General features: G+C 63.0%; 20 protein-coding genes. 6 read left to right on the top strand and 14 right to left on the bottom strand.

The features are described 5' to 3' along the window. The 4 genes from JQ635_RS08685 to JQ635_RS08670 all read right to left on the bottom strand — a co-directional run. Positions 1-398: transposase (locus tag JQ635_RS08685; RefSeq protein ID WP_211409439.1), on the bottom strand; the 398-nt coding region annotated here is incomplete at its 3' end. Positions 399-554: 156 nt separating this feature from the next. Next, positions 555-986, bottom strand: coding sequence for a PIN domain-containing protein (locus JQ635_RS08680; protein ID WP_211409438.1), 432 nt, complete (start codon positions 984-986; stop codon positions 555-557). After that, positions 983-1,270, bottom strand: a complete 288-nt coding sequence (locus JQ635_RS08675) for a hypothetical protein (RefSeq protein WP_211409437.1) — start codon at positions 1,268-1,270, stop codon at positions 983-985. Before JQ635_RS08675 ends, JQ635_RS08680 begins: the two co-directional genes overlap by 4 nt. An 80-nt stretch (positions 1,271-1,350) precedes the next feature. Beyond that, positions 1,351-2,034 carry a class I SAM-dependent methyltransferase gene (locus tag JQ635_RS08670; RefSeq protein WP_211409436.1) on the bottom strand — a complete coding sequence of 228 codons (684 nt, stop codon included), beginning with the start codon at positions 2,032-2,034 and terminating at the stop codon, positions 1,351-1,353. Between the two features lie 210 nt (positions 2,035-2,244). Here JQ635_RS08670 and JQ635_RS08665 point away from each other — a divergent pair, with 210 nt between their 5' ends. Continuing rightward, positions 2,245-2,703: a cupin domain-containing protein gene (locus JQ635_RS08665; protein WP_211409435.1), complete on the top strand. Its 459-nt coding sequence runs from the start codon at positions 2,245-2,247 to the stop codon at positions 2,701-2,703. A gap of 20 nt (positions 2,704-2,723) precedes the next feature. Here JQ635_RS08665 and JQ635_RS08660 read toward each other — a convergent pair whose 3' ends face one another. Next, the gene (locus tag JQ635_RS08660) at positions 2,724-4,277 is read right to left on the bottom strand and encodes a winged helix-turn-helix domain-containing tetratricopeptide repeat protein (protein ID WP_246583365.1); all 1,554 of its coding nucleotides are present in this window, start codon (positions 4,275-4,277) and stop codon (positions 2,724-2,726) included. 146 nt (positions 4,278-4,423) lie between these two features. Here JQ635_RS08660 and JQ635_RS08655 point away from each other — a divergent pair, with 146 nt between their 5' ends. Continuing rightward, complete coding sequence (locus JQ635_RS08655; protein ID WP_211409433.1) at positions 4,424-4,669, top strand: DUF1127 domain-containing protein; 246 nt, start codon at positions 4,424-4,426, stop codon at positions 4,667-4,669. Between the two features lie 187 nt (positions 4,670-4,856). Continuing rightward, entirely contained in the window at positions 4,857-5,678 is an 822-nt protein-coding gene (locus JQ635_RS08650) for a phosphotransferase (protein ID WP_211409432.1), read from the top strand. A 319-nt stretch (positions 5,679-5,997) separates the two neighbouring features. On the opposite strand, the gene JQ635_RS08645 is transcribed toward JQ635_RS08650, so the two are convergent. Beyond that, positions 5,998-6,663: a pyridoxamine 5'-phosphate oxidase family protein gene (locus JQ635_RS08645; RefSeq protein WP_211409431.1), complete on the bottom strand. Its 666-nt coding sequence runs from the start codon at positions 6,661-6,663 to the stop codon at positions 5,998-6,000. Positions 6,664-7,196: 533 nt separating this feature from the next. Between JQ635_RS08645 and JQ635_RS08640 the strand changes: the two genes are divergently transcribed. Beyond that, positions 7,197-7,496 carry a hypothetical protein gene (locus JQ635_RS08640; RefSeq protein ID WP_018642713.1) on the top strand — a complete coding sequence of 100 codons (300 nt, stop codon included), beginning with the start codon at positions 7,197-7,199 and terminating at the stop codon, positions 7,494-7,496. Positions 7,497-8,055: 559 nt separating this feature from the next. On the opposite strand, the gene JQ635_RS08630 is transcribed toward JQ635_RS08640, so the two are convergent. Both JQ635_RS08630 and JQ635_RS08625 read right to left on the bottom strand, forming a co-directional pair. Next, on the bottom strand, positions 8,056-8,646 hold the full coding sequence (locus JQ635_RS08630; protein ID WP_211409430.1) for a DUF308 domain-containing protein: 591 nt from the start codon (positions 8,644-8,646) through the stop codon (positions 8,056-8,058). 99 nt (positions 8,647-8,745) lie between these two features. Further along, the gene (locus tag JQ635_RS08625) at positions 8,746-9,330 is read right to left on the bottom strand and encodes a TetR/AcrR family transcriptional regulator (RefSeq protein ID WP_211409429.1); all 585 of its coding nucleotides are present in this window, start codon (positions 9,328-9,330) and stop codon (positions 8,746-8,748) included. 78 nt (positions 9,331-9,408) lie between these two features. Between JQ635_RS08625 and JQ635_RS08620 the strand changes: the two genes are divergently transcribed. Beyond that, entirely contained in the window at positions 9,409-9,909 is a 501-nt protein-coding gene (locus JQ635_RS08620; RefSeq protein ID WP_211409428.1) for a peptide deformylase, read from the top strand. Positions 9,910-10,023: 114 nt separating this feature from the next. On the opposite strand, the gene JQ635_RS08615 is transcribed toward JQ635_RS08620, so the two are convergent. The 3 genes from JQ635_RS08615 to JQ635_RS08605 form a co-directional block, all read right to left on the bottom strand. Then, a complete protein-coding gene (locus JQ635_RS08615) occupies positions 10,024-10,386 on the bottom strand; it encodes an ArsR/SmtB family transcription factor (protein ID WP_211409427.1) in 363 nt (120 codons plus the stop codon). Further along, positions 10,386-11,048, bottom strand: a complete 663-nt coding sequence (locus JQ635_RS08610) for an SRPBCC family protein (protein WP_211409426.1) — start codon at positions 11,046-11,048, stop codon at positions 10,386-10,388. Before JQ635_RS08610 ends, JQ635_RS08615 begins: the two co-directional genes overlap by 1 nt. A 93-nt stretch (positions 11,049-11,141) precedes the next feature. Further along, positions 11,142-11,825, bottom strand: a complete 684-nt coding sequence (locus tag JQ635_RS08605) for a TetR/AcrR family transcriptional regulator (RefSeq protein ID WP_211409425.1) — start codon at positions 11,823-11,825, stop codon at positions 11,142-11,144. Between the two features lie 78 nt (positions 11,826-11,903). On the opposite strand from JQ635_RS08605, the gene JQ635_RS08600 reads away from it, so the two are divergent. Next, positions 11,904-13,043 (top strand): FAD-dependent oxidoreductase, encoded by a 1,140-nt coding sequence (locus JQ635_RS08600; RefSeq protein ID WP_211409424.1) that lies wholly within the window; start codon positions 11,904-11,906, stop codon positions 13,041-13,043. An 8-nt stretch (positions 13,044-13,051) separates the two neighbouring features. Here the strand turns inward: JQ635_RS08600 and JQ635_RS08595 are convergent, their stop codons facing one another. From JQ635_RS08595 to JQ635_RS08585, 3 genes are all read right to left on the bottom strand, one after another. Continuing rightward, positions 13,052-13,501 (bottom strand): GNAT family N-acetyltransferase, encoded by a 450-nt coding sequence (locus JQ635_RS08595; RefSeq protein ID WP_211409423.1) that lies wholly within the window; start codon positions 13,499-13,501, stop codon positions 13,052-13,054. A gap of 161 nt (positions 13,502-13,662) precedes the next feature. After that, entirely contained in the window at positions 13,663-14,544 is an 882-nt protein-coding gene (locus tag JQ635_RS08590; RefSeq protein ID WP_211409422.1) for an AraC family transcriptional regulator, read from the bottom strand. An 83-nt stretch (positions 14,545-14,627) separates the two neighbouring features. Further along, positions 14,628-15,887, bottom strand: coding sequence for a serine hydrolase domain-containing protein (locus tag JQ635_RS08585; RefSeq protein ID WP_211409421.1), 1,260 nt, complete (start codon positions 15,885-15,887; stop codon positions 14,628-14,630). Positions 15,888-16,108 lie beyond the last annotated feature (221 nt).

Genomic DNA, 16,108 nt, shown 5'->3' with positions numbered 1-16,108 from the left:
GCCAACAGCACGAAGCTCCGGTTCGCTGCCTTCAGGGCCTTCCAGTTCTCCTTGCGGAAGTTGGCGATCGTCCGATATCCCGGCTTCAGCCCCTTCAGCAGCCAGATCAGCTCCAGATTGCGGCCAGCTTCCCGCTCCAGCCGGCGCGACGACCTGACCTGGTTGATGTAGCCGTAAAGATAGAGCCTCAGCAGATCGGCAGGATCGTACGGCGGCTGCCCGACTTCTTCCGCGCCACGATCCGCGTGGCGGAAGCCAAGCTTGGCAAGATCAAGCGCACAAACGAAGCTCTCGATCGCCCGGACCGGATTGTCCGACCCGACATAGTCCTCAATCCGCGCAGGCAGAAGACTGGGTTGCTCCCGGCTCTCGCCGGTCTTGAAAGTGCGATTCGCCATAAGACGAATCCTACATCAACTCCCAAAAAGCAACATTCTTGCCCAGCCTCGACGGGCAAAACACTGGCACAATGGCATCATCCGGCCGCACTCGATCCCATCGCGATTGGGCGTTCGCCCGCATCGACGCTTCGCGCATCCTGCCCGCTGCAACACTCAGATCTCGCTAAGACCCCGCATGAGATTGGGCGTCGACCAGGTCGCGACGCCGGTTCCCGCGAAGTCGCGATCGGTGGTCCAGACATCGGCCTCGACACTCCACGCCAAAGCCAGCACATGGGCGTCGCGCACTGACCCGTTGCGGCTCGGCACTGCGTCGCGAAGCGTCTCCTCGCACCGGGCCATGACCGGCTCCAACGAAGCGACGGGGACGATGGTCAACAACTCCGCCAGATCGTCCAGCACATTCAGCAGATCGGGGCGGAGCAACCCAAGCGCGATGCGCCGGCGCGCCTCCTGAACGACACGGTCCGTTGTCACGAGGATCACTTTCTCCGCGGCGCTGAGAAGTGCGCCCGAGCTTCGGCCGCGAACGGCGGCGACCAGAATGGCCGCGTCGATGACAACGGTTGTCGACGGTCGTCTCACGTCTTTCGCTTACGTGTCAGGGCTTTCACGGCCGCAACCGACCAGTCGACCGGATCAACCTCGCCGAAGCCGGCCAGCGCAGCATCGTCCGCAGCCGCATCGCGTCCCTTGGCCAGCCGCTCCGCCCGCCCCAGCACGGCAGCCAGGCGCTCCGGATCGGTTGCCTTGAGCGGAATGAGCAAAGCGACCGTCCGCTCGCCGGATTTCACGGGCGTCGGACCTGGCAGTGCGCCGATGGCCTCGCCGGAAATCTTCTGCAGATCACGGATACTGATATGAGCCATACGATTTACATACAGCCATATGTAACTCAAGGCAAGATGCCGGGCGCTACAGCCGGAGACCTCACATGTGCGCGCTCGCCCTACCCCGCCTTGCGGCCCGCAACGCCGGTTGCGCAGCCGAAGAAATATCTGGTGAACTCGACTTCGAGACCCTGGTCGCGGAGCAGGCGTGCGATCCCGGCGGCGCTGCCGAAATTCGTGCTGTAGGTGCCGATCATCGCAAAATCCTGGGCGCCGCGCAGAAGGGTCCGCTCGACCAGAGGCAGGACCACCCTGAGATGGAACAGGTACAGCGGCCGAAGCCACCACCCCTTCGGGTCCGACGCCTCGATCATGGAGAACACGCCGCCGGGCTTCAGCACGCGCGCGATCAGGGCGGCCAGCTGCGCATGCTGCTCGGGATTGAAGGTCTTCAGCCCGAAGGTTGAGATCACGAAATCCGCGCTCTCCGGCGGCAGATCGCTGGCCAGCACGTTGTCCTCGTTGAACGCGATCCGATGGGCGCGATGCGCATGGAGGCGCTCCATGGCACGGCGATGCATGCCGGAGGAGATGTCGACCGCGGTGATCGCACCAATGTCGCCAAAGCGCTTCAACAGATGCGGCCAGACTTCGCCCGTCCCCGCCATCAGGTCATAGCCGCGCGTGCCGGCGAGCCTGGGCGCCGGCAACGCCGCCACGCATTGCCGGCGCCAGCGCTCGGTGAAGCCGAACGAGCAGATCAGGCTGAAGGTGATGTAGCGATCCGAGCAGCGATCGAACACGTCCTTGACGAAGCTGGGGGTCGTAGATGTCCCTGTCCATGTTCGGCCGGCGAAGCTCCCCTGCCATCGGCATACGGCTGCACCCGCGATGGTAGTTCGATTCTCCGCCTGGCGCGACCGCGCCGGGACTACGCAATTCCGCGGCCGGCCGCCTCTGGCACAGCCGACTTGCCCCACATAAGTTCGATGTGAAATTTCGGGGACGCGTTCATGCCCAAGATCGACATCGCCACCGTCCCGGCCCGCAAGGGCTCCGGCTATCCCGCGCCCTTTGCCGCCCCGTGCGCCGAGCGCATCCGCAAGCGGCTCGGCAATGCCGGCGGCCTTGCCGATTTCGGCGTCAACCTGATGCGCCTGCCGCCGGGCAACTGGTCGAGCCAGCGCCATTGGCATTCGCATGAGGACGAGTTCGTCTACGTGCTCGAAGGCGAAGTGGTGCTGATCGAGAACGAGGGCGAAACCGTGCTGCGCGCGGGCGACTGCGCCGCTTTCCCGAAGGGAAGCGGTAACGGCCATCACATGATCAATCGGTCGGATGCGGTGGCCGTCTATCTCGAAGTCGGCTCGCGCGCGCCTGACGATCTCACGACATGCTCGGACATCGACATGATGAGCGCAAACTCCGACGGCCGCTTCGTGCACAAGGACGGCACGCCCTACCCGGACTAGGCCTCGTGGACATTGCAGCGCTACTCGGGCAACCCCGCTTTGCAAAACCCCTCAATCATCAGCTTCGCATTTATTGATAGCCGGCTCCGAGCGATCCACGCCGATATTGTGAAAGCGGGGTCGAACTTAAGCACAGCAGCTGCCGCTTCACGGGCCTCAGTGTCCCGTCCGAGATGGGCGAAAGCGGACGCCAGGCAGCGGTATGGTACTGTGTAGGAGGGTTTCTGACGCAGGGCTTTCCTCCCTGCAACGATGGCCTCGTCAAAGCGACGAAGCTCAATCAAGGCAAATGCCATCCCGGTTAACGTTGTGAATTGTTGCGGGTCCACCGGGCTCATGCGCATGGCGCGTTCAAAGCTCCGGATCGCTTCCTCCGGCTGCCCCGCAATCTTGTAGACCCAACCTCTGCGGTTCCATGCGTAATATGAATTTGGGTTGAGCGCGACCGCCCGATCGGCCATCTCAATCTCAGCCTCGCAATCGCCGACCAACAAGGCCGAGATCAATGCAGCAGTTGCCGACGTGTCTGGATCACCATCGTGGAGGCTCAATGCCAAGCGCATAAGCCGAACGGCTTCCTTGCGTTCGAATTGTGGGTCGATCGCATAGCTCCTAAGCACGTTTTCCATATGACAGGCACCTGCCAAAGCGGCCGCAGCAGCAAACCCGGGGTCAAGCTCCAAGGCGTGCTGGAGCAGTCGAAGTGCCTCGGCCAAACCTTCGCGGGTCGATCGGACGGCTTGCTGTACAGCCCGGAGATGAAGATCATACGCAGTGAGGTCTTGCGGTCGCCGCCGCGTCGTCAATGCAATTTCTGCTCGAAACAACTTTGGCTGAATAGCTGAGACAACCGCGACCGTGACGTCGTCCTGCAGCGCGAAAATATCCGTCAGGTCACGCTCGAACCTATCCGCCCAAATGTGTGTGCCCGTGGCCGCTTCAATCAACTGGCAGGTGATGCGAACTTTCCCCGATGCCTTGCGCACGGCTCCCTCAAGGACATAGCGGACTCCAAGCCTGCGCCCGACTTCCTTGATATCGACGGCTTTGCCCTTGAAGGTGAAACTCGAATTGCGAGCGATCACGAACAACCATCTGAACCGCGAAAGCGCGGTCGTGATCTCCTCGACCATCCCATCCGCGAAGTACTCCTGCTCGGGATCGCCGGACATGTTCGCGAACGGCAGCACGGCGATGGAGGGCTTGTCGGGAACTGCAGGTGCGCTCTCGGGGGTATCGCCCGGATTTGGGCCCGCAACTCCTCGCGCCTCCCGCACCTGTCCGACGAAGCGGAAGCCCTTGCGCGGGAGTGTCTTGATGAAGCGCTGCTGCTCGCCGGAATCGCCGATGGCACCCCGGGCGGCATTCAGGCGGGTTGTCAGCGCGGCGTCGGATACGCTGCGCCCATTCCAAATGGCCTTGATGAGGTCGTCCTTGCTGACAACCCGCTCCCTGTTGCGGATCAGGTAATCGAGCAGGTCAAAAACCTGCGGTGTGATCGACACCGCATCGGTCCCCCGATGCAGCTCGCGCCGGTCGGTGTCGAATGCGTATTCCTCGAAAAGATAGCGCAAGCTGCCATTCCTTCTCGGGGGCCGTCTCTGTACCAAAGCATCAAGAATATGCCGCCGGTAAGAGAAATGTAAGACACCAGTTAAGCGCGCCCGCGCATCTTGCGGCAACGTCTGCACAGTAAACAGTCCAGACAAGACACACCCCAATGAGCACGATCCGCGAGACCACCGAGCCGGGACCGGTAACCGCAAGGCGGCAGGTCTACAGCCCTCTCGAAATCTATTGGGATGCATTTCAGGAGTGGCGCAAACGCCGGAGATTGGCGGCCAAACTGCGCGACCTAAGTGACAGGGAGCTAATGGATATCGGTATTGCGCGCAGCGAAATCGACTACCTCGCTTCGCATCGAGATTGCGATCCGCAAGGCGTCTCATCCGGCGGAAGCGGATAGTGCGGACACCCAGCGGAGATCAACCACAGGCCAGAACCGGACTTGCCTCAAGCCGCGCGTCGCTTGGCGATTCTGGCAAACGCCGCGGCCGGGGACAAGCCACGATCATGGCCGGCAGCCAAGATTGCGGGAGCGTTCTCTCTTGCCCGCCGTCGGTGTTTGATTGCGACCGGCGGGAGGACGGGCGATGCGGGGATACCTCGGGGAGAAGATCAACCAGGGCGGCACGGCGGACATCCACGCCTGGGCGCAAGGTCAGGTCGTAAAACTGTTCAGGGAAGGTTTCCCCCCGCGGCTCGGCCAGCGAGAGGCGCGGATGACCCAGGCCGTCTTTGCCGCCGGCATGCCTGCGCCGCAGGTGTTCGGCGAGGTGACTCTCGACGGACGCTTCGGCATCGTGCTCGGCCGCCTGGACGGACCGACACTGCTGCAGATTACGCGTAGCGGCACCGTGACGTTCGCTGAGGCGGGTGCAATCCTTGCGTCCCTCGGCCTGTGCGTTCACAGGATGCCGCCGCCGCCGGAGGCCTTCCATCTACGCGGCTGGATGGACAGGGCCTTCATGCGCTCGGGCGGCATCGTGCCCAAACACATCGCCTCCGGCATCCTCGCGCTGATCGACCGCCTGCAGCAGCCGGAGGACGGGCTGTGCCATGGCGACATCCATCCTAACAACGTGATCATGACGGCGGACGGTCCGCGGCTGATCGACTGGACCTTTGCGATCCGCGCGCCTGCGGCCCTCGATCATGGACTCACTCACATCGGCCTGACCGAGCTTGCGCTCGACGTCACCGACAATCCGCAACGGCCGCTTGCGGTCAATGCAGCCGCGCAATCCGAATACGCGCGGCTGTCAGGCAAGCCGGTCGCGGCGCTGACGCAAGAGATGGAGACCTGGCTGCCGATCGCGATCGTCCGCTACTTCTTGATTATGGGCGGGCCGACGAGCGAGCGATGGCGGCGGATGATGCAGCGCGCCGAAGCGGCCCTGCGCCCCCAGGACTGAATCCTTCTCGCGCGCGTGACCGTCGATGCGGCTGCCCGGTGTCGGCTTCGGGTCAGACGCGGCATCAGATTCCAGGACGAGGCCTTTTATCTCGAAGTCGGCTCGCGCGCCTGACGCACGCCCTACCCGGACTAGGCCGTGTACCTATAAGCGTGACCGGTGACTACATCCGCTTTTCTCCTATCGCGACCAAGTTCGTGCGGCAGCGCAGTATGTCGCGATGGGCCATTTTCGGACTCATGCAGTGCAGCAAAATGCCTTTACCCGATCATCTCATCGGCGGTCGTGCCCAACGTTCTCGTATCGTCAGTCACGCGACTTAAGTCTCGCGACTCCCAACGTCACTGAGGTATTTTTCATACTCTGCTCGCGAGAGCAGATTGCCTTCTCGCTCGACGCGAGCGCGGTCCTTCGCGGGTAAAGAGGCCTGTATATCATCGACACGCTTCCAGGGGGCCAAAGGCGTTTCGCATGTCGAGCGAGGCACAAATTCTGACGGTTGTATCCTTTTGTATCGGTGTACATAGCGTGGGCAGTTACGAAACATTTCAGTCACGCTCACCCGGACGACCAGTTGCGCCTCAGCGTACTCCGACAGCAGAGGATCGTTATCGTCAATACTGGCGATGCCTTGCAGGCGCAGACGATGCGGCTTCTCAAAGTTGATAAAGAGCATGCCGACCTGCGGATTTCCAAGCAAATTACCCATAGAATAGAACATGCCGTTACCATCGTAACAAGGAAAGACGACGGTCTTACTATTGATAACACGAACAAACCCGGGATCGCCGCCCTTATAGGACACGGTTGGTCGGCCCTGATGATCAATGGTAGACAGGAAGAACATGTCGCGGCTTTCAATGAACGCCTTATGCTCGGGCGAGACTTCGGTGAGCACCACGCGCGCTTCGACATTGTCGGCAAGCCGCCGTGTGTCGAAACGGTCCTGCAATGAACGGTGGACAGGTCCATACAATCGGCTCATCTGATATTTCTCCTCGCTACTGAGCGATGCCCTCGGGCGAATGACTACAACTTACCACACCTTCGAACTAGGATTGCGCCCCACAGCAAAAACTGACCATGGATGTCAGGTGCGGGTCAAAGCGCCAGTTTGAGCTTAAGCGACGACTTCCGGTTTGGCCCTAACTTCGGATTTTCCTTGCGCACCGCAAACGGGGCGCAATGGGTCAAAATGCGAAGAACTCAGCGTGAGCAAGTCTAGCTATGTCCTACTGAGCGGACAGCCGAATGGGACGGAATTCGATGTCATCGGCAAGTCCTCGCGTGATGTGAGCTGCTCTACACGCCCGAACAGCTCAGGTCTTGATATCGGCCCACCGGTTTTAGCCAGTAACGATGTGAGCCGAGATACGGCAGCGTTACTGTCTCTTGCGAACCCTGAACCAAAATCAATCGATGAAGACAAACCTTCATCGAGATTGCATTGGGGTTCGCTCCCAAAGGTCACTCGATACATGCCTCTTGGACATTTTACATCGCTAAGGAGGTAGTCCCATGCCGATCGTTCAATTCACTCGCTTCAAAACCGACAAGCCCGAGGAAATGACCAAGGTTGTCGGGCGGGCGAAGAAAATCTTCGAAAAACACGGCGCCGAATTTCTTCGGCTGTCCCGTTTCCACACTGGCCATTGGGCAGGAGAGTTGCTGGTTACGACGCGCTACGCCAATTGGGAGGTCTACGGCAAAGTGCAGGAGGCCGTGGCAAAGGACCCGGAGTTCGCGCAGGTGATGGCTGACGGGTTGAAGATTGCCGAACTACAGGGCCGTAACATCGCTGTTAGCATCGATCTCTAGTCCGGGCGCCACCCGGCGGCAAACCACGTTAAGCGCTGAGGCCGCTGGACATATTGCCAGCGGCCTTCTTTCAATTTTGGGCGCCCTCGCCGACCAATGTCGGCTTCGGGGTCATTTTTCGACGGTTTCAGCGGATATTGTCGGATGGCTGATGTCCGCTTCTACCCCGTAAGCATTCAACCGAACGGTACTTCGGCGGGATCAGACAATGTCGTCGTGTGGCGACGCGCTACGACAGGCTGGCGGGAAACTACCTGCCTTCGTCCAACTCGCATCCATCCGGCTATGGCTGGCCGCGCGTTGTGAGTCCACGCCCCAAAGCGCGATGCGATTTGGATGAATCGTCATCGCGCTTCAGGTTGTCGTTTGCGCATTTCCAGAAAGCCGCTTCGCACTTTTCCGGATCATGCTTTAGTTCTCCAGCCCCTGCTTCCCGATCCAGTCGTTGACCAGGTTTGCGACGTCGTCCGAATTGCGGTCCATCATGATCATGTGACCGCGATTTGACTGGTCGGGCAGGGCACCGCCATGATGCCATCATCCCGGCGATCCCATCGCGTCATCCCAGTTGAGCCCGTCTGGCGCGACGCCGCCATTCGCTGACAGTGAGCCAGGCGGCGGAGACCAGGAAGTAGACCGCACCGACCGCGGCATAGCCCGTGACAGTCGCGATCGATGGAGACATCGGCGTCGTCGCCCGAAGGATGAAGAACGCGCCAGCGAGCGCTGACTGTCCTCCGCTGAGCACCATGGCCCATTGCGCGCCAAAACTTTTCCAGCGCCGCACGGCGGTCCCCAGCTGCAGCAATCCGGACAGGATCGCCCAGGCGCCGAACACACCAAGGACCCAATTCATGCTCACCTGCAACGCGAGAAGGACCGCGATCGCGGTCGCAAGGCTGACCACGACGTTCAACATCTGCGTGCGGTTTTGATTGAGCCCACCGCTGCGCAAGCCATCGACAAAATTGGCCGCGGCGTCCCATGCCGGATAGAGCACGAGCAGGACGCCGGCGATCGCCGCAGACGACGGCCCGACCGCAAACGCGGCAACGACCCAGGCGAAGGAGAACGTCGCTCGCAGGAAATAGTATTGCTTCAGCCATCGTTCGCGCTCGACACGAGCCAGATCCAGTTGATGTTGCGCCACTATAGCCTCTCCTTTACCTACTAGTTGGTAGTTTTCACGCGCAGCTAGACGTCCTCCCCCCGGCTCGCGCGGGGTGCTGTCATCGTCTCGCCAATGTCTTCAGTGCTTGGCTGACAGCCGGTCCAGCAGCGGTGCGGTGATCACCCCGAACATTTTGGGATCGCCATAAGCGCGCGCGGACAGCATGGCACCGTGAATGGTTGCCATGAATCCTTCAGCTTCGACCTTGGCTGAGTTGGAGAGGTGAAGCCGCCCCTTCCGCTTGCCGCGCTCCATCACCGATATCAGCCAAGACGCCAGCGCACGGAAGTGCGCGCGGACTTCGAGTGCGACCTCCTCCGGCAAGATCGGAAGCTCGCTGGCGAGCAACGCGCAAACGCAGAAGGGCGCCGTTGCATCCGCAATGCACGCCTCCCAGTACGCAACGTAGCTTTTGAGCTGGTCGCGCGGATCGGGAACATTGCGCTCAAGCGCCGCCAGCCCCGCCTCCGCTTCCGCGCGGTAGCGCGCCACGAGGGTGCGGACCAGATCGACCTTGCTGGCGAAATGGTGGTGGATGCTCGGCTTGCGGATGCCGACGACGTCGGCGATGTCCGCGTAGCTGAAGCCGTTGTAGCCGCCCGCGATGATCAGACTGCGCGCGCAGGCCAGGATGTCGTCGGCGGTCGAGGAAACGTTGGTCATGACGACTTAACTACCTTTCAGTTGGTAGTGCGTCAAGAATGGGGTGCTTCAACCATCCGTGAGTGGTAGGAGCCCTGCATGACCATTCGTCCGATCGTTCGCTATCCCGACCGCCGTCTCGCAATGCCAGCCCGCCCCGTCACCGCGTTCGACGACGGCTTGCGCGAGCTTGCCGCGGATCTGCTCGACACCATGCGCGCCGCGCCCGGCATCGGCATCACCGCGCCGCATGTCGGCGTGCCCTTGCGCGTCGTCGTACTCGAGCTCGACGCCAAGGACGGCGCGCGCACCTACGTCAATCCCGAGATCACATGGGCCTCGCCCGAGCTGATCATGCACCGCGAGGGCAGCGTCTCGATGCCCGGCGTCAATGACGAGGTGCAGCGTCACGCCCGCGTGCGGATCAGCTATCAGGACCTCGACGGCAACCTGCAGACCGAAGAGTCGGAGACTTTGCGCGCCGTCTGCCATCAGCACGAGATCGACCAGCTCGACGGCATGTTCTGGATCCAGCGGCTGTCGCGGCTCAAGCGCGAGCGGCTGGTGAAGAAGTTCGAGAAGATGTCGCGTGGCTCGTAGGGTGAGCTAGTGCGCGGCTATCAGACTGTAGGATGGGTAGAGCGCAGCGAAACCCATCGGATCTTTGTGGAGGAGCAACGATGGGTTTCGCTGCGCTCTACCCATCCTACGAACTCACGCCCTCTTCCCGCCCCGCCTGGTGATCGGCGCGTTGCGGCGCTCCCGTTTGCCGCGCGCGATTTCGGTCGCGAGCGCGTCGAGCTTCGGCTCCCAGAATGTCCTGAACCGGCCGATCCACGCGTCCACCGCCTGAAGCCCGGCGACGTCGACCGAATAGAGGCGCCGTTGCGCCTCCGCCCGAACCGTTGCAAAGCCGCTCTCGCGCAGCACCTTGAGGTGCTGCGACACGGCCGCCTGTGTGATCCCAAACTCGGACCCGATCGCCTCGACGACCTCGCCTGACGCCATCTCCCCGGGCGCAAGCAGCTCGAGGATGCGACGGCGGACGGGATCGGCGAGGACCTCGAAGACGTGCATCAGCTTCCCGTGCCCGGATGTGCGACGTCGGGCGGCATCTCGCCGCGATAGAACGCGATGGTTCGGTCCGAGCGCTCCTTTGCCGAAGCCGGGTCCATCCCGCTTGCGACATGCGCCGCGCACCAATATTCGCCGCTTGTCGTCATGAAGTCCTTGCCCTCAGGCGAGACCATCCATGCCTCGGCCGTCTCGTGGTCGACCGATGCCCCGGTCGCAACATATCGCTCGAGTCCCGCAAGGGCGAGGTCCCAACCGATCCCGACCGCACCTGGACCGAACTGATTCCAATGATCCTCGATCATCGCGGTGTGCTCAAGCGTCAAACGCGCCTGATTTCGCTCCGATGTCAGCCTGACATCGATCCAGCTCGTCGCGCCACCGAATTCCCATGTCGCAGCGAAATGGGTCGGTGGCGTACACGCCGTGACGGTGCCGCCCGCGTTGCCCTTGACCTGGTACCTTCCCCCGAGCTGCAGGTCTCCCTCGACCGGCGCAAACCAGCGCGGAATGCGCTCCCTGCTGGTCACCGCGTCCCAGAGGTCCTCGATGCCCGTCTCGTAGAGACGGGTCAGCGTCACCGTACTGGCCGGTCTTCCGTCCTTCTCGAAATTCGTCACCGAACGCGTGACAAGCCCCAGGACCCTGGCGACGTCGATCTGCATTGCGTTCCTCCTTGCTTCCCTCAAGAAGGAATATCCATCCATACTTATATAAGTCAACACTTATATTAAACGACCGGTTCCTCTGGCCCCCGGCTATCGGACGGTCTCGATGCCGGCAAGGATGAGATCCACACCGGCTAGGAACTGCGCGCGGTCGTCGTGATCGCGCAACTGCGCCGCCATCTGCCGCACGAAAGGATATCTTGCCGGGTCGAGCGCAGCCCATTGCGCTGCGACGGACGCAAGAAAGGCGGATCGATCCGTGTCGGGGGTATGAGAGCGCGCGTTCGCTGCGTTCTGCCCGGCGACGCCGAGGATGTAGTGCACCACCGCGGATGCGGAATCGAACTGCGCGGCCTCGGGTACGCCGAGTGCCTGGAGCCGTCCGCCGACGCTCTCGATGATCTCCAGCATCGCCGGCCGCCATGGCTCGCGAAAGAGCTGGGCGCCGACCCACGGATGGACATCGATCGCGTCGAACACGCCGAGGGCAACCGCGCGGATCGCCTCGCGCGGCTTTGCGCCGCTGACGATCTCGCCCATGACACGCGCGATCACTGCGTCGGTCGCAGCAGCCAGAAGTTCGCCCTTGTCGGCGACGTGCCAGTAGATCGCCCCGCTTCCCGTTGCGAGATGCGCCGCGAGCGCACGGACGGTCAAAGCGTTTTCGCCGCCGGCATCGAGGATCTCGATCGCGGCGGCAATGATCCGCTCCCGCGAGAGTGCGTCGGTGCGCCGTTCTGTCCGGTGGGTCTTGGTTCGGGTTCTGGTCGCCATGCCTCTTCTTGACATGAATGGAACGGTGCTCCAATAGAATGGAACGATGTTCCAGTCAACTTCTGAAAGGCTCCCCCGATGACGCCACCGGTCACGATTGTCGGTGCAGGCCTCGGCGGCCTCGCCCTCGCCCGCGTGCTGCACCTTCACGGCATTGGCGCGGAAATCTACGAGGCGGAAGCTTCGATAGTGGCCCGCACGCAGGGCGGGATGCTCGACATCCACGACGACAGCGGACAGCTCGCAATCCGGGCGGCCGGCCTGTTCGAGGAATTCCGCGGCCTCATCCACGAGGGCGGCCAGGCCTCGCGCGTGCTCGACCGGCATGCGCAGGTGCTGTTCGACGAGCCCGATAACGGCACCGGCGGACGGCCGGAAGTGCAGCGGGGCGCCCTGCGGCGCATGCTGCTGGACTCGCTGCCCGCAGACACGATCCGATGGGGCAAGAAGCTCACCGGCGTCATCGCACGCGGCGACGGGCGGCACGAGCTGACATTCGCGGATGGCTCAAGCGTGAGCACGAAACTTCTCGTCGGCGCGGATGGCGCCTGGTCGAAGGTGCGGCCGTTGGTGTCGGCCGCTGCTCCAAACTATGTCGGCGCCTCGTTCATCGAGATGTATCTCCATGACGTCGATGCGCGGCACCCGGCTGCAGCGGAAGCGGTCGGCGGCGGCGCACTGTTCGCGGTCGCGCCGGGTCGAGGAATTTTTGCGCATCGCGAGCCGGGAAGCGTGCTTCACGCCTACATCGCCTTGAACGAGCCCGCCGAATGGATCGCCGCCATCGACTTCGCCGACACAACTGCCGCAACGGCACGCATCGCGGCCGGGTTCGACGGCTGGGCGCCTGCCCTCACCGCCTTGATCACCGATGCCGACACCCCGCCGGTCCCGCGCATGATCCACGCGCTGCCGAACGACCATCGCTGGGACCGTGTGGCCGGGGTGACGCTGCTCGGCGATGCCGCGCATGTGATGCCGCCGGCCGGCGACGGTGCGAATCTCGCAATGCTCGACGGTGCCGAGCTCGGCAAGGCCATCGCCGCGCGCCCCGACGACATCGAAGCCGCGCTCGCGGCTTACGAAGCCGCGATGTTCTCCCGCAGCGAAGCAGCCGCGGCCGGCGCACATGAGATGCTGGAGCTCTGCCTCGGCGCGCGCGCACCGTTCAGCCTGGTGGAGTTTTTTACCGGGATGCGCGAGGCGACGCGGGATTGATCCGCGCGCTAGGGCCGGCGCACTTCGAAATAGGTCTTGCCGCCCCGCAGAAAGCCCGCGCCCTCATAGAAGCGCAGGGTTGCCTCACGCTTCGAACCCGTCGCCAGCAGGACCTTGTAGCAATCGGCCTTCCAGGCAAGATCGAGTGCGTGCGCGAGAACCCGCCGGCCGAGGCCCTGTTGGCGGTAGTCGCCGTGCGTAACGACATTCTCGATCACGCCATAGGATCGGCCGCCGCGGGACAGGTTCGGCACGATCGCGAGCGTGCACGAGGACACGAGCCGTTCAGCCGCCTCCGCCACGATCACGGTCGTGAAGCCCGATGTCAGCAATGCCGACCAGACGCGCCCGGCAGCTGCCGGCTCCAACTGCGGATCGTGTGGATGGAGGTGCCGGTAAAGGTTCAGCACCTCCGGCAGATCGTGGTCCGCCGCAGCGCGGATAATGGCCTCGGTCATGTGATGGCACCAGGGATCACGGTTTTGCAGGGAGACTATCAGATCGTAGGGGCGGATCAGCTGAAGCGTAACCCGCCATCACGAGCGCGACTTGACCAGAATGGTGGATTACGGACGCGGACTGCGCTTTGCGCAGCCGCATCCCAATCCACCCTACGCACCTATTTCAGCGGCAAGAACAGCTCCGCGACCGTCTCGTGCTCCGGCACCTCGGGGAAGAAGCTCAGCCGCTGGCAATAGATCGGGAAGTCGCGGGCCTCCTCGCCGCTGGCCGGAAGCCAGTCACGATAGAGATAGAGCGCGGCGGGCTCCAGATTGTCGGTGTAGCCGACGACGCGCAGCACGGCGCAGCGGCCGCCGGGGATCTCGCCGGGCTTGATCTCGTCGCCGCATCCCGCGATCGGCTGGTCGGTGCCGACACAGAGGTCCATGCTGTAGTCGGCAGGCGAAGCCTGCCGCCGCTCGGAGCGCCAGACATTGAATGTCGGGCTCGTGCTGGGGTGCAGGCCTGCCTTCCTGCGCCAGGCGATGAAGCGCTGGATGGTGGCGCCAAGCGTTGCCGGGTCGCCCCGATGCTCCATGATCGCCACCTTCGTGGTGGGCACGTCGCGGATGGTCACGTCGTCGGTCGTAAACGTCTTCTGCATGAGCTTGCTCCTCGCGATATCGAGAGGCCCGAAGGCCGCAAGCCACGGCTCCCAGTCGGGAGATTTCCGGAACGACGACGGCGATTGCCCGAACCGTTGCCGAAAGGCACGGGCGAAAGCGTCCGGTGCGTCGTAGCCGGCATCCATCGCGATGTCCGTGACGCCAAGGGCGTCACTGTAGGCCAGCCGATAGGAAGCGCGCTTCATACGGGCGAGCTGGACATAGCGATGCACGGACAGCCCGAAGGTCGCCGTGAACTGCCGGTGGAAATGGAATTTCGAGAAGGCTGCAACAGCGCTCAGGCTTTCCAGGTCCAGATCATCGTCGAGATGCCGGTCGATATGCTCCAGCACCCGCCGCATCCGGGCCTGATAGTTTTGCAGCGCCGCCTTCATCGTCCCTCCTCCGTGGCGGCTGCAGTTAGCCGCAGGCGGCCGTGACGCGCTCGACCGATCTTGCGGTTTGGCAGCAAACCTCCCTACCCGCCCGCCATCAACTGCTTGGCCAGCGCCATGTAGGCCGGCAGCGTCACGGGATCGTTGGCGGCGTTGCCGGCGACGGGGTGCGAGGCGTAGCGCGCGATCACCATCTCGGCCCTGGGGTCGACATAGATGCCCTGGCCGTAGACGCCGCGCGCCATGTAGGCGCCGTGGGCGTTGTGCGTGACCCACCATTGATTGCGGTAGGAGGCCCCTGGCAGCGTGGTGTAGCCGGCCGGCTTGAACTTTTCGGGGTCGCCGCCGCGCGCGATATCCTCGACCACCTGTGACGGCACGATCTGGCGGCCGTTGAAGCGGCCGCGATTACGCATGGTCTCGCCGAAGCGGGCGAGATCGCGCACCGTCGTGGAGAGACCACCGCCACCGCTTTCCGTGCCGATGCGGTCGACGTGATAATGCGCATCCTCCTCGGCACCCATCGGAATCCAGATGCGCTCCGACAACAGGTCGGACAGCGCCATGCCGCTGGCGCGCCTGATGATCCAGGCGAGCACGTCGGTGTTGACGGTCTTGTAGGCGAAGGCCTTGCCGTGCTCGCCCTGCTTCTTCTGCGCGACGAGGAAATCGAAAATATTGGTCGGACCGTCATAATCAGGCGGGATCGGCGCCATGCCGTTGGCACGCCTGAGGCCCCACACATGCGAGTTCTTGTCGGTGTAGACCTCGGTGTATTCGAGCCCCGTGGTCATATCCATGACCTCGTGCACGCGCGCGTCGCCGAACGCGCCTGCCTTCAGCTCCGGCACATAGTCCGTAACAGGCGCCTGCGGATCAACCTTACCCTCGCTGACGAGCATGCCCGCGAGCACGCCGGTGAACGACTTCGTCACCGACATCGCGATATGCGGCTTGTGCGGCTTGAGCGCACCGAAGTAGCGCTCATAGATCAGCTTGCCCCGATGCAGCACCGCGATGCCGTCGGTGTAGGTTTCCTCCAGCATGTTTGCGAAGGTCATGGGGCGCCCGTCCATGGTGGTCGAAGCGACGGCGCCGATGTCGTGATCCGCGCGCGGCAGCACGGATGCGGGCCCTGCCCCGCGCCAGACGTTCGCGGTCGGCACCAGCTGGCGGACATTGCTCCAGGCCCAGCGCAGCTCGGGGAAGCTGCGGAACGAGCCGTTCTGGAAGGTGATGGTGCGCTCCGGCGCCGGCGGAAAACCCTTCATCCAGCCGAGCGTTTCGGGATCGGTCTCGGCGGCGGTTGCGGGGGCTTGATTGGCGGCGGTCGCGACGGACATGAAGGCAGGCTCCAGAGAGAACGATGTGGCTGGCGTATCATGGGACAGCGCAACCCACATCCCGCGTTTGTGCCGGGGTGCTGTGCAGTGAACCCTGATGACGACAGGTCCAGCGCCCCCCGCTCGCCGTCTCGTGATCGGCACTGAGACATCTCGATTGACCTGCCTCAAAGTGACGAATGCCGTTGTGATCCATCCTTGCATTAGCAGTCACGTCGGAA

It is taken from the genome of Bradyrhizobium iriomotense (genome assembly GCF_018130765.1).
GTDB classification, from domain to species: Bacteria; Pseudomonadota; Alphaproteobacteria; order Rhizobiales; family Xanthobacteraceae; genus Bradyrhizobium; species Bradyrhizobium iriomotense_A.
This window is presented reverse-complemented; position numbering and strand designations above follow the sequence as displayed.